14 protein-coding genes and 1 pseudogene are annotated in these 15,282 nt (G+C 44.9%); 9 read left to right on the top strand and 6 right to left on the bottom strand.

Annotated elements, in window-relative coordinates; translation table 11 throughout:
• Positions 1-151 precede the first annotated feature (151 nt).
• Positions 152-1,042, bottom strand: coding sequence for a LysR family transcriptional regulator (locus DRI82_RS03450; protein ID WP_114192111.1), 891 nt, complete (start codon positions 1,040-1,042; stop codon positions 152-154).
• 125 nt (positions 1,043-1,167) lie between these two features.
• Here DRI82_RS03450 and DRI82_RS03445 point away from each other — a divergent pair, with 125 nt between their 5' ends.
• The 3 genes from DRI82_RS03445 (at position 1,168) to DRI82_RS03435 (ending at position 6,453) form a co-directional block, all read left to right on the top strand.
• A complete protein-coding gene (locus tag DRI82_RS03445; RefSeq protein WP_245956761.1) occupies positions 1,168-2,415 on the top strand; it encodes an alpha/beta fold hydrolase in 1,248 nt (415 codons plus the stop codon).
• A gap of 806 nt (positions 2,416-3,221) precedes the next feature.
• Entirely contained in the window at positions 3,222-3,419 is a 198-nt protein-coding gene (locus tag DRI82_RS03440; RefSeq protein WP_114192109.1) for a hypothetical protein, read from the top strand.
• Between the two features lie 1,141 nt (positions 3,420-4,560).
• Positions 4,561-6,453, top strand: coding sequence for a hypothetical protein (locus DRI82_RS03435; RefSeq protein ID WP_114192108.1), 1,893 nt, complete (start codon positions 4,561-4,563; stop codon positions 6,451-6,453).
• A gap of 595 nt (positions 6,454-7,048) precedes the next feature.
• Here the strand turns inward: DRI82_RS03435 and DRI82_RS03430 are convergent.
• The 4 genes from DRI82_RS03430 to DRI82_RS03415 form a co-directional block, all read right to left on the bottom strand.
• Positions 7,049-7,651, bottom strand: coding sequence for a hypothetical protein (locus tag DRI82_RS03430; protein ID WP_114192107.1), 603 nt, complete (start codon positions 7,649-7,651; stop codon positions 7,049-7,051).
• A gap of 324 nt (positions 7,652-7,975) precedes the next feature.
• Positions 7,976-8,809: a hypothetical protein gene (locus DRI82_RS03425; protein ID WP_114192106.1), complete on the bottom strand. Its 834-nt coding sequence runs from the start codon at positions 8,807-8,809 to the stop codon at positions 7,976-7,978.
• A 334-nt stretch (positions 8,810-9,143) separates the two neighbouring features.
• Positions 9,144-9,467, bottom strand: a complete 324-nt coding sequence (locus DRI82_RS03420; RefSeq protein WP_114192105.1) for a helix-turn-helix domain-containing protein — start codon at positions 9,465-9,467, stop codon at positions 9,144-9,146.
• The gene (locus DRI82_RS03415) at positions 9,451-9,810 is read right to left on the bottom strand and encodes a type II toxin-antitoxin system RelE/ParE family toxin (protein WP_114192104.1); all 360 of its coding nucleotides are present in this window, start codon (positions 9,808-9,810) and stop codon (positions 9,451-9,453) included. Before DRI82_RS03415 ends, DRI82_RS03420 begins: the two co-directional genes overlap by 17 nt.
• 982 nt (positions 9,811-10,792) lie before the next feature.
• Here DRI82_RS03415 and DRI82_RS03405 point away from each other — a divergent pair.
• From DRI82_RS03405 to DRI82_RS24210, 5 genes and pseudogenes are all read left to right on the top strand, one after another.
• Entirely contained in the window at positions 10,793-11,671 is an 879-nt protein-coding gene (locus DRI82_RS03405) for an integrase domain-containing protein (protein ID WP_114192103.1), read from the top strand.
• A gap of 2 nt (positions 11,672-11,673) precedes the next feature.
• Positions 11,674-11,874: a helix-turn-helix transcriptional regulator gene (locus DRI82_RS03400; RefSeq protein WP_076942934.1), complete on the top strand. Its 201-nt coding sequence runs from the start codon at positions 11,674-11,676 to the stop codon at positions 11,872-11,874.
• On the top strand, positions 11,871-12,401 hold the full coding sequence (locus tag DRI82_RS03395; protein ID WP_114192102.1) for an ash family protein: 531 nt from the start codon (positions 11,871-11,873) through the stop codon (positions 12,399-12,401). The genes DRI82_RS03400 and DRI82_RS03395 overlap by 4 nt, the downstream gene beginning before the upstream one ends.
• Positions 12,394-13,278 (top strand): annotated as a pseudogene (locus tag DRI82_RS24215) (primase-helicase zinc-binding domain-containing protein); the annotation flags it as partial. The gene DRI82_RS03395 and the pseudogene DRI82_RS24215, both read left to right, overlap by 8 nt.
• 63 nt (positions 13,279-13,341) lie before the next feature.
• Positions 13,342-14,430: a helicase RepA family protein gene (locus tag DRI82_RS24210; protein ID WP_241680040.1), complete on the top strand. Its 1,089-nt coding sequence runs from the start codon at positions 13,342-13,344 to the stop codon at positions 14,428-14,430.
• A gap of 213 nt (positions 14,431-14,643) precedes the next feature.
• On the opposite strand, the gene DRI82_RS03385 is transcribed toward DRI82_RS24210, so the two are convergent.
• Positions 14,644-14,904: a helix-turn-helix domain-containing protein gene (locus DRI82_RS03385; protein WP_114192100.1), complete on the bottom strand. Its 261-nt coding sequence runs from the start codon at positions 14,902-14,904 to the stop codon at positions 14,644-14,646.
• A 111-nt stretch (positions 14,905-15,015) separates the two neighbouring features.
• Between DRI82_RS03385 and DRI82_RS03380 the strand changes: the two genes are divergently transcribed.
• A complete protein-coding gene (locus DRI82_RS03380; RefSeq protein WP_114192099.1) occupies positions 15,016-15,270 on the top strand; it encodes a helix-turn-helix transcriptional regulator in 255 nt (84 codons plus the stop codon).
• Positions 15,271-15,282 lie beyond the last annotated feature (12 nt).

The raw sequence follows: 15,282 nt of genomic DNA, 5'->3' as shown, positions 1-15,282 counted from the left end.
GTTTATTTTCTAGCGATAAATTGAATAAATAGTTCTCCGTGAGCATGCCAATCACCATAGCATTAGCCAACGGCTCCCCCTTCTTTTCCATGGATACAAAAATGCAGGTACTCCACAAGCGTTGTCTAATTGAGGAGTGGGATCGCCTTTGTCATAAAAAAGAAGGTGACGCCTTTGCCAGAATATCCTGCAAAAACGTGACGACCGCACGAATGCGTGCAGAGGCTCTGAGGTCTGTATGTGTGACCAGCCAGAGTTCCTCTGAAAAAACCTTGTCGGCAGGAATCACTTCAATCAGTGTTCGGTCATTGACTGCCACAAAGCATGGCAGCAGCGCCAAACCGATACCGGCTTTGGCGGCCGCGTACTGTGTGGAGACACTGCTGGTGACCAGTGCAGGATTACGGTCACAGTGATGTTTTTCCAGCCAGAGCGCAGTGGGTAAATGGGCATGGGCTTTATCCCAGATGATAAAAGTTCTGTCGCTTAGGGGGTTTTCCGGTGTGGCCGGATGTCGGCTCAAGTAATCTGCATTGCCATAAACGGCAGAAGCCATCGTGCCGAGCTTCTGGATAACCAGATTGCCATATTGTGGGCGCACTAAACGCAGGGCGAGATCGGCCTCATAACGCTGCAGATCGACCATGCCAACACCGGTAATGATCTCAAGCTGCAGTTTTGGATAGCGCTCAATCAACTGCGGTAGTGCAGGCACGATCAGGTGAACTGCGAGTGTTTCTGCCGTCGCCAGTCTGACAATACCTGAGACATTGGCATCCAGATCGGCCACCCCCTTTGCCAGTGACAGCATACTCTCTTCGATCCCTTCGGCTTGACGCAGCACATCGCGCCCGTGATCAGTCAGAAAATAGCCGGTGGCATGACGCACAAAAAGATGGGTGCCGAGACTGTTTTCGAGCGCCGCAATCCGTCTTGCAACGGTAGATGGGCTAACCTGCAATGTCTGCGATGCGCCACTCAGACTGGTGGTACGGGCAACGCCAAGAAAAAAACGCAGATCATTCCAATCCATATTTTCCATTTTTAGAAAGCCCCTTGCCGATTTTGTCCGTAGTTTTGCAAAAAGAAAAAGCAAATAATAATACAAACACAGATAACTGCCATATAGAGAAGCAGTTTTTTCTTTTTAACTTAGGAACTACGGAGATGACAATGCAACCTGGAATATCTCGCCCCGCCTTATCGCCTACCGAACTCGTCGAAAACTATTTCGCCGCATTTGCGACTGGCAATATAGACGCGGCCTTGGAGCTGATGACTGAAGATGTCATCTGGCATATCGACGGCAGTACACATGTGTCGACAGTTGGCCTGCTGGCCGGGCGTGCACAAGTACGCACATGGCTTGAATCTTTTCCTCAAAATTTCCAGCCACAGACCTTTACTATTGAGCAACTCATCGCGTCAGACAATACTGTTGTCGTGCACGGTCATTTCCGGCACAGCGTGATCTCAACCGGGAACGCATTCAGTGGTGATTTTGTCATCCTCTTCACGCTTCGCGACGGTTTGATTGCACGCTACCAGATTTTTGAAGATTCAGCGTCCTTGTCACGGGCATTTGACCCATCCATCTGCTGGCAGAAACAGCGCATTCGTCTGAATGGCGTTGAGTATGCCTTTTCCGATAGAGGGAATGGCCCGGTTGTCATGTTCAGTCATGGGTTATTTGTTGATCGTACTTTTTTTGAGGCGCAGGTTGCGGCGTTGGAAAAACACTACCGCTGCATTGTTTTAGATATGCCAGGGCATAGTGAAAGCGGGTTTGACCCACAGGGCTGGAGCTTCGATAACATCACCGCTGACCTGGCTTTGATGATAAAAGAACTGTCGTTAGGGCCAGTGACATTTGTCGGCCACAGTCAGGGAGGCATGGTCGGAATGCGTCTGGCTGCGCGTCACCCGGAACTGATCTCGCGTCTGATAATCGTCGGCAGCAGCGCTCGCGCCGAATATGCGGAACGTATCCCGAACTGGCAGGCTCTGCGGCATACTCTGTTGCAGGGCAACGATGCAGAACGGGTTACCGCTTTGGAAAATGTTCAACGCCTGGTCAACGCACCGCAGTGGTTCAGTGATAACGCTGAATTACTGGCAGAGGAGCGAACTATTATGCTGGCACACGATCGTATCGGCATAACCCTGGCACTTGATGCCGCAACACTTAATCGTCAGGACTGCCGGAACCTGCTGGCCGATATCAAGGCGCCCACTCTTGTTGTCTGCGGTGACAAGGATATTGCAACACCGCTCGAACTAAGTCAGGAGATCGTCGATGCTATTACCGATGCCCGCCTCGAAATCATGGCAGGTGTCGGACACCATCCACCTCTTGAAGCGCCACAAGAGTTGGCATCGTTGATTGCCGATTTTTTACAAGACACACGGCGCTAAGCCTATGCTGCCAATGAAACGATGGTTTTTGTTTCGTTTCATTGGCGATTTAGATCGAGAGGGGACGCAGGTAAATCAAAAGGGAGCAACACTTTCAGCGTGATAACGCATCGCCAGACATGTACGTACCCCCTCGCTATCAGGCTATAGATTATTGAAATAAATACATATCATCACCACTGCTCCCGTCTGGCGGGTGAGTCTGCATGAACTTTCGACGCTTCCTTTGCTTCGGATGCTGGGGAGGTGAACTCCGAGGAAAGCACCATTTCAATGCCTTATAAGCTGTAAATAGTACCGCAAGCCGATTATTTCCGCCCAAACCCATATGGTGCTATATTTATGCCGGTTAGTATCTAAATTCACATGCATACTATTTGGTTATCTGCGTAAGGTCGTGACCAACGGCCTTCTAAGCCGTAGGTCTTGCGAGGTGGTTGCGTCGTTAGAATTCTTGATAAAATGAGTAATCAACTTGAAAGAGTGTATTCACACAATCGATACTCCAGTCATGCCACATCATTAGTAATGCTATTATTTTCATGGTATTACATGAAATCTAAGCACCCTATTGCATCTCTTATCGAAACTTAAATCATCCCCTGTTTCGTTACAGCAACGTGCCATATAATCCAGTCACTACGGTAAATCGTAGTCGGAATTGGCGTTCCGGAAATCAGTCTGAAGGTAGCTTTTTCACCGTTTCAGTCCGGAGGCCAATATGCCTATTCTTGCTTCTGTTTCAGTTCTCTTTCTCTTCACCTCTTTTCCCAGCTTCTCTGCCACCAGTCGTGCGGAGGTGCATCATGTATGACAATACTCCGCTGTCACTCGGTGAAATCACCGACCATTGCCGTGCACTGGTTTATGCCATTCTCGAAGTGGAAGATCACTCAGCCAAAGAGCTACTGACTTATGTGTTGTGGGAACGGATTGATCTACTTTATAGAACGCTGGATATGCCGGTTGATGCTGGGGAAGTTTCTCAGGAACTGCATAGTTGAAATTGGCGCAATGTGGATATTGGGAAATGATTTTCCTGAATTGAAGGAAAAAAGACGTCTTAGGGCGTCTTTTTTCCTAATTATGGTGCGAAGGCCGGACTCGTACTATAAATACAATTTATTGAAATGGTTGATTTTAAATTATAGTGAATTTTTTACCGACCCCCTTTCTGACCCCTACACAGTTTTTTGATGGAAATTGCTGCATAAAAAATAGACTCTACGATTGCAAATCGTATCCTTTGGGATACACTAAAAGCCATGAATATACTGATCCTCACCGCCGATTTTGATACTTGGTTAATTCAGCCTTCGTAGGCTTTTACGAATGAAACGAAATAGGAATTATTAAGTAACCGTGGCTTAATAATCATTCCCTTTTAAAGCAAACCAAAATTAATTTAATAATAATGAAGATTCCGAATACAGCTGCACAATTGTAGGGTGACAAACAAATGCCTAAGCTCCGCTGAAGATGTGCAGTCGTCTAAATACAAGCGAAGCCAAATAGCAAAAGGCAACATTTTAACACCGAGCACTACTCGAACAAGCTTTTTTATAAGCATATTAGCGGCATAGACACCTACTCATTAAATGAAAAAAATACTACTGGTAAGACTGTGCATGCAAAACCTATTCCTTTTGATAGTTTTAATTATTTAAATTCAGCTAGCGATCTGTATAACCAAGGGAGAGTTTTTTGTTGGTTAAAATTCAACCAGCATATGTATACCTAAAATAATTCGAGTTGTTTATAGGCAGCCAGTCCGAGAGTCACCAGGAGCATAGATAACTATGTAACTGGTGCGAACGGACGCAGCTAACACCAAAGCAAGTTGAAGCATGAAGGGTATAGATGCCTATACTTTAACGGGTGATACTCGGCCAAAATGAACAGGTGAGTTCCACGATGGTCTTATACATAAACGACTACCACAAACTCTTTATAGGTATCCAACCCAATGAAAAAAATGCTATGTTTAGTCATGCTACCATCTGTTGCTTCGTTATTTGATAAACTAATTGTGGCTCTGGTTTTTTAGCTAACCATGAAAATGCGGAGGCTAACGCAATGTAGAGGTCTTGGCATCTACGTGTTCTTAGCAAACGAATATAAAATACATCAAATGTGAGATAAAACATGGATAGATTTCTTGTAAACATGGCAGTCGTTAGAGTAAATTGGGACACAAAAGGCTCTGACATTTTAGATAACTATATCCCGTTGGTGCATGAAGCACTGGATAAAATGAACGAGGACGTTTTTTCTGTTGATGATTTCAAGAAGAAATTTATTGAAATCTCAGAGTTTAAGATCCCGACAGGTGCAGTACTTAGTTTGTTAAAAAGAGCCACTACAAAGTACCAACTATTGGAAAAACAACCGCACGGAATTTATAAAATACAAAGAGAGCGTATTAAAAGCTCCAACTTCTCTATCATTCGAGATGCTGAGCAGCGCCGATACAATGGCCTAGTTATAAAATTTGTAAACTACTGTAAAGAGCATCATGAGTTAGAGGTTGAAGAGGAAAGCGCTTCAACATATTTTTTTGAGGTCTTATATGACATAGCTCCATTACTTTTTGTAAACCTAAATGAAGCTGAGAAAATTAAGGCCTCACACTCTGATAAAAATAAATTTTTAGTTTCAAAATTCGTGGCTTATTCTAATAAATATGACCAGGATTCATTTGAATCAATTCTGTCATTTGTTCGTGGTTCCATGCTAACAGAAACATTTTATTACTCACAAAATACCACTGATATTCAGAATAAACCACTTAAAAATGTTGTAGTGTATTTCGATACTCAGTTTCTAGTAAGAATTCTGGGATTCTCTCAGCGAGAGCTATGCATTCCGTGTGAGGAGCTAATGGAAATGCTAAGCGATATGGGAGTAAAAACCCGTTGTTTTAGAAACACTTTTGACGAACTGTATGGTATTTTCTTCGCTGCACTAAACCAACTTGACCAATATGGAAGACTAAGACCAAATAAACCAAGTGATGTTTTTGATTATATTAATCAAAATTCAATAACACCTTCTGACTTGCTGATAATAATGAACATGCTTGAAGAAAAGCTTAATGAGAATGGGATATTTGTTGAGGAGAAACCCGAAATAATTGAAGCATACTCGTTGAATGAAACGGCTCTATCTGAAAAACTCACCAGAGTATTTGAACATCAATCCGAGAAAGCACGCGCTCACGATATAGCATGTCTACAAGCAATTTTCCAACTACGGCAAGGAAGAAGACAAGACTACCTTGATAGGTGTATCGCAATTTTCATAACAACAAATGCACAGTTAGCTAGGTTGTCAACCTTGTTTTTTAATGAGCAATATGGGCACTCTAATGCATCGGTTTGCATGGGTGACCACGTCTTCACATCATTGGTTTGGATGAAGTCTGTCAAAAAAACAGCTGACCTACCAAAAGACAGATTGGTTGCTAATTGTTATTCAGCTCTCCTACCTTCAGATTCATTATGGTCAGATTATATAAATGAAGTAAACCGTCTCAAGGATAAGGGAAAAATAACTGAACATGATTATCATGTATTGATTCACAGTATGGCAGCAAGAGACCAGTTGATGGATCAAGCGTTTTCATCTGATGACAATATGTTTGGTTCAGTAAATACAATTCTTGATAAAGCAAAAAAGATCTATACAGAAGAGTTAGGGAGCAGGCTGGATGAGGTGGAAAAAGTAGTTGAATCACAAGTTAAGAAAATGGATAGAGTTATTGGAAAAATATCTCTTTATGTTAATCGCATAGTTTTAGTTTCAATCATAGTTTTATGGGTATTTTTTCTAGGTTACGGTCTAATTTACACGACCCCAGATTCCATCAGCGACCTTGGTAACCTTGATAATAAGTCACTGGTATTTTTGGTGTTAGTAATTATAACCGTATTGAATCTAATATTTGGAATTAAATTAATTGATATTTGCAAGCCATTGGCTGATAAATGTGGGCAGAAAACAGCAGACAAAATTCGTTATCTTATAGACAACACCTAACAAGCAAGCTCCTGCACCGGAAGACAATACAAAGCAGCGCTATTGTCTTCCGGTAAGATAAGCGTTGTTCAAAATCTTCTTCTGGTGCAGGCTGTATGAAAACTGCTAACCATTTTTTGGTCTTAGCGACCGACTTATAGAGCCATTCATTTCTGATAAACACATTTTTCCCTTGCCGCTTTATTAAAAACATTAGTATACTAATTAAAAAATACATTACAATATTACCCATCATATTAGAAGGCCAAGGCAGGCGACAAGTGTTGCGAAAATCCCAGCAAGTAGTAGTTCAGGATCTACCGAACTACTTTCACACGATCTGAGAAAAAAGCGGACCAATGGATCTAAGGTCATAATACAGGTATTACTAGGCTGTGTCCCTTAACCTCCCTACACACCCAAAAGTACTTTAGGAATCATTTCCAAAATGTGATTCTTGGTTGAGTATTGAGCGTTTTCAGGACGTCATTTATCGCTTAAGAGTGTTTTTTCACAGTTATAACGATATTGATTTGTACAAATAAAGTTACGGGATACGCCCTAGCAGTCGTGTGTCTTGAACAGAGGGGAAATGTTCATGTTTGTTATATGCCATTTAGCGATAATCTTTTTCATTTAGCCATTCAATAGAATCACTGCATGAATTATAGTGAACGAAGATTATGTTAGAAGGAGGCCTTTGGCCCTCGAATACACAGCCTATAGACTCTAAGGTTTTAAGCCCCAGATGGTAATCGGAAAGAAACTCCATAAATCTATTGGCAATTAAACCATAATTGTCACCACTGATTGACTTCGGTATCAGCAGTTTGAATGTGTATCCATTCTCAGCTTCAGCGAGAATTGAAAATGCAAGAGAAAAGGGATTATGGGTAATAATCTTCCCCTGAGAACCAAACAGTGTTGGCTCAATTCTTGGGTTACACATTACTTTATTTGTTAAATTTGAAAAACTTTCTTTCATAGATTGATAGTGGTCTTTCCCCATTTCTTTCAAAAAGCCATCAAAATAGCTTTTGCCGATAAATGCAACAACAACGGGAAGTATAAACCACTCTGGACACGCCATCAGGCCTAGTGGCTTCCTAGACTCCACAACCAGATTCAAGCCCTCTGCTTTTACGTTACTTTCAAAATCCTCAAAAAATTCACTGGGAAGACTTTCTTCGAAAATTACACCAACATCTGGTTTGTTCATATTATCTCCAAAGGAATACAACGCAGAAATCATGTTCTTATTATGTATATTACCTGGCAATGGCTTCAATTAAATTTTTCATTCATAAAAAAATAGCATCTTAGTTATTTTAATTAAATTCTCATTAAAAATTAGTAATTTCATGCTTTACCTCTAAACGATCGCTGGATCACCAAAAGTAGGAAGTATTAGGATCCACTTCTGATGCACAATGGTCAACTAAATAATTCATTTTTAGAGGTTATCCTTTACATTTATTGGCACCGAATGTTGATGAATCACTGTCAGCCTCATACTGCATCTGACTCAGATCTCTCCAGTGCGTTAGTTTGGTTCGTGAATATATGAATATTTCTTAAATGTGTTCCAATCATCTAGACTATCTTCTTTTAAACTCGAAATTCTTGGTTGGTTCTTCTTAAACATCCATTGTGAGTGTGAAACAAGACGTTGCACAATCTCAGGTATAACATTTCTAGGGGAACTATTAGCAATATTTATTGCAACTAGGGCTGGAGCCCCCTCTCCTTCAACCTTAATCGTCACAATAAATGGTTCATTTTGCATGAAACATATATATTCATCGCTGGGAGGCTTACAAGACCAGTGATAAATATCTAGCTTCGTTAAATCTAAAACCAAATGTAAACAAATATGCAACCACCGACCGAATTCATTTGACGTGATTATACTACTAATTTTTTGAGCTTCTGAAGGGTGCATGTTTTTATCAATATGTGCAGAAAGTTTATTTCTAACCGTAGATATATCAGCCTTATGATCATGAGGAAGAAGGCGAGAAAACAATTCTTGAATTTCTGACACATCTTTAATTTTTGATTCATCTAGAAGGCAGCGAGTTTCTTTATTACTCTGAATATCATTGCAAAGATCATCCACAGACTTAACTAAGGAGTGAAGGGGTGTCAGTGCTATCTTTAACTTTCTTTTTCTCTTCGTAGAGTTTTTTTGATTCGCTGAGTCAACTAAAAGATCATCCAAGTCTCGTAGGCACTCCAAACAACGCCATAGTTTTTGAGCAGCGTTATTTGAAGGAAACCATGAATCCATCTCAACTTCCTCCAACGAGTCAGAAATACTCCTTGAAGTTTCATCTAAAAATATCGGCATTCCTTTTTTTTCTGAAACATTACTCATAGTAGATTCTTCTAATAACACCGACGACACACGCGGTTTTATAGTTAAAGTAAAGCCGCAACGAATCTGCTCACACATAAGTATAGGTTGTAAATTCAATATGATGAACATTACTCTGCTTCGTAGCAATTTTCAATCAATTGTGTTGACAATAAATACTAAGTAACCAGCCTAAAAAGCCAGCAATCCCTTGAACAATCAATGGACGCAATTATAATTCTATATATGGGGTGAAATTATTTTCTCTAGGCACTATGTAGTCTAGTCTGCCGGAATTTGTGCAAAACTTATCCTCCAAAATTGTCATTAAAAATAATAAGTCTGTGCAAAGCTGTCAAATCAACACCTTCAACCCATGCTTCTGCACCACACTAAGCAGTTTCAGCGATAACCCACTAGGGCGTTTTACGCCACTTTCCCATTTCTGCACCGTTGAAACACTGGTATTCAGGTAGCTAGCGAAAACCGGCTGGCTGACGTTCAGCTTCTCACGCAGTGCCTTTATCTCAAGGGGTTGAAGATCCTCCACACTATTGAGGCATGTTTTGTCAAAGTTGCGCATGGTTTCCTGTGGGATAGCATCAACGCTGAATAACCCAGAAGCCGCGCTGTGGATTGCTTCAAATGCAGGACTTTTGAATTTAGTTTTTGCGGTCATGGCAAATCTCCACCAGTTCTTTACTCTTAATCAGTGCCGTAATCTTTTCATCAGCAAGAGCAGCGTAGTGCTTTGCTAACTCGCGGAATCCGGCTAGTTCGCGATTATCAATGTTTGCCATATCCTGCTTGGCATACAAGAACGTGTAAAACCAATGATCTCCACCTTTAGCAAGGATGATGGCGCGATCGCGATTCTGGTTCAGGCGTTTTTTGTAAACTCCACCGCCGAGATCGTCGGCTTTCCCTTCCATTACCGCATCAATAGCCCGGCACAAATCACTATCTTTAATAGCATGGGATTTAGCAGCTTTGGTGAACCATTTGGTTTTAAATACACGCATTAGGCTAACATCCTGTCACCTTAACTATAGCACTTAGTGCTAGATTACTCTCTTTAATCACAGAATCAAAGCACTTGAAGTCAGTAAAGCTTTGTCGTAATTTTATCCACGTTACTTCGCTGTCGATGACAGCACCCAATGTTTCCAGTATCAGGATGATACGAGTGATCTGCGAGAAACGCCTTCGGGTGGTCACAAACCCAAAGTCATAAGGAATGGAGTGTGGTCTGAGACTGACGCTTTCGAGCGACCACTAAAAAGCTACCGAAACCTGAAAGGAAGCGCTTTAAGAGCGGTAACCCCCCTGAGCCTTTGAAAGCGGGGATCGCAGTAAATGCGATGAAGGTATACTTATCCCAGTGAAATGGCTAACAACAAGCATTTCTTAGCCGCCAGTATTGCCAGCCGAGGATACTGTGATTGGCTTTCAACCAAGTGACGACTAGCCATTATCAGGCAACGGCTTTCTAAGCCCCAGACCTGCTAAAGCGCAACTGTCATCACATCCTTAATCCGGGTTGCCCCGCTGCAACTCAAGTTATCTATACCCAAAATCTCTAGCGTCCAATAAACGCTGCTGGCTGCGCTCTGCTATGCCGAAAGGCATCTGCTAGCGCCTGCCCTGCTGCGTTTGGTGCACGGCGTCACTTTTACTTGTGAAAGTGACGCCGCAGCACGGACCCACTTCAGCCTTAGAGATACGCAACTTCACACAAAAGTCATGCATCTGACACACATGTTCTACGTCGGGCTGACCATTTTTTACAGGGGAGTTGAACTGATACCGAGGCAGGCCACAACGGCCTGAGGGGATACCTGCATCGCAGGAGGCTGCACAGAGTGCATTACCGATACCCCGCCATACCTCAACTGCTGCCGCTCTGGCGCACAGGTATCGTTCCAGGCAGATCATCTTGATGCTTCTGCCGTTTAGCCCATGCGCCAGAGAAATGCAGCGTGTTGATATTGTGAGAAGTTTGCTATGAGTAAATTAAGCCGTGAAATGAAAATGCTGGCGAAGCGAGTCGGCGGTAGCTTTAAAACCGTGCATGATCGTACCCGCATTATGGATAGATTTTGCCGTCACCTGCTTGCGCTCAATATTCAGGTTCGTGATGTTCAACATCTAAAATCCAAGCATATCGAAAGCTATATTGCCGCTCGCCAATCGGCAGGTATCGCGATCCGTTCCCTTCATAACGAAATGTCGGCACTGCGCACGGTGTTTCAGATGGCGGGTAGGGAAAAGCTAGCCATGTCTGAACGTCTGACCAATAAAGCGCTGGGATTAAGCGGAGCGAGCCGAGCAGGCACCAAGTTCGCGCTCCCGGAAGAACGTTTCCAGGCCGTATTACAAAGCGCAAAACAGCATGACAAAGGGCTGGCTTGTGCTCTTCAACTTGCCCGGTTGCTGGGGTTACGTTCCCAAGAGGCGGTGCAATGTGCTAGCTCACTGAAAAAATGGGAGAAACAGCTTGAGTGCAATCAATCCACTCTCACCGTTGTTTTTGGTACGAAAGGTGGCAGGCCACGTGAAACGCGGATCATCGATCGCAACGCGGTTCAGCAGGCGGTAAAAGACGCTTTACTGGTTGCTCAAACACGTAACGGCAAATTGATCGATAAACCCGATTTAAAAACCGCCATGAACTTCTGGCGCTCTCATACCGCACGCTTAGGGCTCACCGGCCATTATTCCCCACACAGCCTGCGCTACGCATGGGCGCAGGACGCTATCCGTTTCTACCTGTCACAGGGATTCTCTCGCAGTGAAGCCAGGGCGCTCACGTCAATGGATCTTGGGCACGGTGATGGTAGAGGGCGCTACGTTGAGCGCGTTTACAGCAGGAAGGAGGACTAATCATGGCGGATATCAAGTTGTTGCGCTTAACGGATGTGATGCAAAAAACTGGATTCAAGAAATCATGGATTTACCTTTTGATAAATCAGGGCGGTTTTCCTCCTGCGGTCAAAATCGGTTCCCGCTCTGTAGCTTGGGTGGAAAGCGAAGTGAACGCATGGATTGCTGAGCGTATCAACAAACGCGAGGAGTCGCTCAAATGATAAATTCTTATTTTTTTCTGGCGGGCCATTTACGATATAATGCCGATGCTGCGGCAAAATCCGCAGCCGGAATTGGCGTTCCGAATCCCCTGACGGTTCTCAAATACGCACACAGAGTGTATTTGAGAAATGCTCGTGCACACCTGTTGTCTATGGTAGTCCGGGCAGGGCTTCCGAAAGGAAGGCCGGTATCCGTTGGGGCCGGTACGCCAACCCTGTTCGGGCTACCACCCAATGGGCTTGGCGTCTCTGGTGGTAGCGTAAAAAATACCCCAACGGAGGCGGCCCTATGGCTACTACCCTTCCTTTTTTATACCCGCAATTCTTCATTTCTTCTGCGGGGGTGCATCATGTATGACCCCACACCGCTTACGCTGCAAGAACTCATCGATCAATGCAGGGCGTTGGCTTATGCCATCATCGAACTGAGTAACCCCCTCGCTAAAGAACTGCTGACGTTTATCCTGTGGGAGCGTCTCAACCAGTTGAATCAATCACTGGAAGCGGAGGTGCCTAACGATGAGTAAATTTGTCTCGGATATCGCCGCTAAGTGCCGCCACCGCTGGCCGTCTGTTCTTGCTGCGCTGAATATCTCTATTCTACCTGGAGGGAAGCACGGCCCTTGCCCTGCCTGCGGTGGGAAAGACCGTTTCCGTTTTGACGACAAACAAGACCGGGGAACGTGGTTCTGTAATCAATGTGGTCATGGTGATGGGCTCGATCTGATCGCCCTGGTAAAGCAATGCGATCTGTCAGCCGCTGCAAAACTGGTGGCGAGTCTGACATTACCAGCATCCACAGCGCCAGCCAGGGAAAAAGCTGTTAACCGTTTACCGCCTCAGGAAAAAATCCATCATATGCTGGCCCATGCAAGCAGTGGTGAAAGCGCGTATCTGAAAGCCAAGGGTCTATCCGCCATTCTTCCCTGCCTGACCGCACAACAAAAAATGCAAATCAGCGGCATTACATTCGATGAAGGTAGCCTTCTGCTAACGCTGTATCGTGTATCTGGTGAACTCACCGGCGCACAGTTGATCAATGCCAGCGGGGAGAAACGGCTAATGCCAGGCTCTCAGTTAAAAGGGGCCTTTATCACGGTAAATTTCCCAAAAGCACCTGAAACCATCGTGATCGCTGAAGGTTACGCTACCGGCCTTACTCTCAGCCAGATCACAACAGCGGCAGTTGTCGCGGCGGTTTCTGCCAACAACCTGATGAATGCCGCCAAAGCCTTACGCAATGAGTATCCCGAGGCCACCATTATTCTGGCGGGCGATCATGACATTCACACCGATGGTTCAACCAACATCGGTAAAGAGCTGGCAGAAAAGGCCGCGCTAGCCGTGGATGGCTGGGTTTCATTACCCCCTGCCACTACTCTCTGCGACTGGGATGATTTTCGCCAACAATACGGCCTTGAAGCCACCAAAACCGCTTTCAACCAACAACGCTATAAACCAAGTACCATGCCGATACCTCTTACCCGCATTGACTACACTGCACCGGAATTCAACACCTCACTTCCTCTGCGTAAAGGTTCTGACGGCTTTGATACGCGGCAGGATTACCTGATTAAAGGCTATTTACCCAGTTCGTCTGTTGCCAGTGCTTACGGTGCCAGCGGATCTTATAAATCCTTCCTGGCTGTATCTTGGGGATGCCATATCGCCACCGGCAAACCCTGGGCTGGCAAACCGGTTACACAGGGAGCCGTGATTTATGTCGTTGGTGAAGGTGGGATCGGCGTTCCCCGCCGTATCCGGGCATGGGAACAGACGATTAACGGCGGTAGCCCAATTGATGCGCTTTATCGCGTCGACTGCCCCATCTTTCCGGCCAGCCCGGAGAGCGTGCAACAGGTGATACAAGCCGCCAGCGATGTTAAGGCCGCAACCGGTATGCCGATTCGCCTGATCATTCTGGATACGCTCGCCCGCTGTTTTGGTGGTTCAGATGAGAACGCCGCCAAAGACATGGGCGCTTTCATTCAAGGGTGCGACTACATCAAAGCGGCAACGCAGGCTACGGTGTTGATTATTCACCACTCTGGTAAAGATCAGGACAAAGGCGCACGCGGCTCTAGCGCCTTTCGGGCCGCTTTAGATGTGGAGTTCAACGTGCGCCGTGAGGGTGATGGCGGCGCGTTGATCCTCAGTTGCACCAAAATGAAAGATGCAGAAGAGCCGTCACGACGCGCCTATGACCTGAATTCTGTCGACCTGTACGTTGACGATGACGGTGACCTGATCACCTCACTGGTACTGAACGATGAAGGCCGCGAAGTCAGGGAAGATGATGTCGCTAACGATCCCGATTTAGCCGGTATTTCTCGGCTGACGGAAAATCATGTCGCCCTGTGGCAAGCCATTCGTTCACGCACGGCCAGCGGCGATAGCTGCACCCGCGCCTTGGTTAGAGACGATATGAAAGCGATGGGATTTGATGTGTCCAAGAAGTTTGCCCGTTGGCTGGACAAGCTGGAAAAAGACGGCTTGATCGCATTCGACGGTGAGCACATCACACCATTACCGCACCGAAATAAAGTGGGGGATTAACTGGGGGAGATGTGGGGGAATCTGGCTATCGGGTTTTAATATTCAGCATATTCCCCCACTTCCCGGATGTATATATACGCTAAGTGGGGGCGATAAACTAACCATCTAAAAAATAACACTTTTCAGTTAAGCTCAGAAACAAAGTGGGGGAAGAAGTGGCCCACACTTAAGTGGGGGATAAAGTGGGAGAAACTCTTTCTGAACGCTCACCTATCATTCCCCCTTTTCTACTCTGGCCTTTCTATCAAGTAATCTCCCCGAATCATCAAAATAACGACTGGGCCAGATCTCCGCAGGGTGTATTTCAAGTGCGTTTGCCACAAGCCATTCCCCTTTCGGCCATGGACGAGAAAGGACATTGCCAAGTGTTGACGAGCTTAGCCCTGCCGAACGTGATAACGCTGACATAGTGGTCCCTCTTTTCCGTAATGCGGCAATGATATCCGCCTGATGCCAGTCTTTTTGTGGTGTCATACCCGCTCCCGTTAAGATCTCAAGTAAACAGCAATACTAAGTATTACTTAGTATATTTTCAAGGCACACAGATGAGAATCGCGACAAGGCACGTTTGAAATCAGGATTCTCATGCTACCCCATCGCTTAAAAGCCGCACGTTTAAAGGCTGGCCTGTCACAGGAACGCTTAGGGATCCTGGCCGGGATCGATGAAGCAACGGCCAGCGCCCGCATGAATCAGTACGAACGCGGTATCCATACGCCAGACTTTGAACTGGCATGCCGGTTAGCTTCGGTTATGAATATTCCGGCATGTTATTTCTATGCGGTGGAAGATGATCTGGCGGATGTGATACTTGCGTATTATAAATCACGTACTGTCTAATATTATTTCAAG

It is taken from the genome of Edaphovirga cremea, assembly GCF_003332275.1.
Taxonomy (GTDB): Bacteria; Pseudomonadota; Gammaproteobacteria; order Enterobacterales; family Enterobacteriaceae; genus Edaphovirga; species Edaphovirga cremea.
Note: the sequence above shows the minus strand (reverse complement) of the source record. Positions and strands in the feature narration are given on the sequence as shown.

Coding starts and splice junctions, on each gene's coding strand:
- DRI82_RS03450 (WP_114192111.1), bottom strand. CDS start 1,042: ATGGAAAATATGGATTGGAATGATCTGCGTTTTTTTCTTGGCGTTGCC.
- DRI82_RS03445 (WP_245956761.1), top strand. CDS start 1,168: ATGACAATGCAACCTGGAATATCTCGCCCCGCCTTATCGCCTACCGAA.
- DRI82_RS03440 (WP_114192109.1), top strand. CDS start 3,222: ATGTATGACAATACTCCGCTGTCACTCGGTGAAATCACCGACCATTGC.
- DRI82_RS03435 (WP_114192108.1), top strand. CDS start 4,561: ATGGATAGATTTCTTGTAAACATGGCAGTCGTTAGAGTAAATTGGGAC.
- DRI82_RS03430 (WP_114192107.1), bottom strand. CDS start 7,651: ATGAACAAACCAGATGTTGGTGTAATTTTCGAAGAAAGTCTTCCCAGT.
- DRI82_RS03425 (WP_114192106.1), bottom strand. CDS start 8,809: ATGAGTAATGTTTCAGAAAAAAAAGGAATGCCGATATTTTTAGATGAA.
- DRI82_RS03420 (WP_114192105.1), bottom strand. CDS start 9,467: ATGACCGCAAAAACTAAATTCAAAAGTCCTGCATTTGAAGCAATCCAC.
- DRI82_RS03415 (WP_114192104.1), bottom strand. CDS start 9,810: ATGCGTGTATTTAAAACCAAATGGTTCACCAAAGCTGCTAAATCCCAT.
- DRI82_RS03405 (WP_114192103.1), top strand. CDS start 10,793: ATGAGTAAATTAAGCCGTGAAATGAAAATGCTGGCGAAGCGAGTCGGC.
- DRI82_RS03400 (WP_076942934.1), top strand. CDS start 11,674: ATGGCGGATATCAAGTTGTTGCGCTTAACGGATGTGATGCAAAAAACT.
- DRI82_RS03395 (WP_114192102.1), top strand. CDS start 11,871: ATGATAAATTCTTATTTTTTTCTGGCGGGCCATTTACGATATAATGCC.
- DRI82_RS24210 (WP_241680040.1), top strand. CDS start 13,342: ATGCCGATACCTCTTACCCGCATTGACTACACTGCACCGGAATTCAAC.
- DRI82_RS03385 (WP_114192100.1), bottom strand. CDS start 14,904: ATGACACCACAAAAAGACTGGCATCAGGCGGATATCATTGCCGCATTA.
- DRI82_RS03380 (WP_114192099.1), top strand. CDS start 15,016: ATGCTACCCCATCGCTTAAAAGCCGCACGTTTAAAGGCTGGCCTGTCA.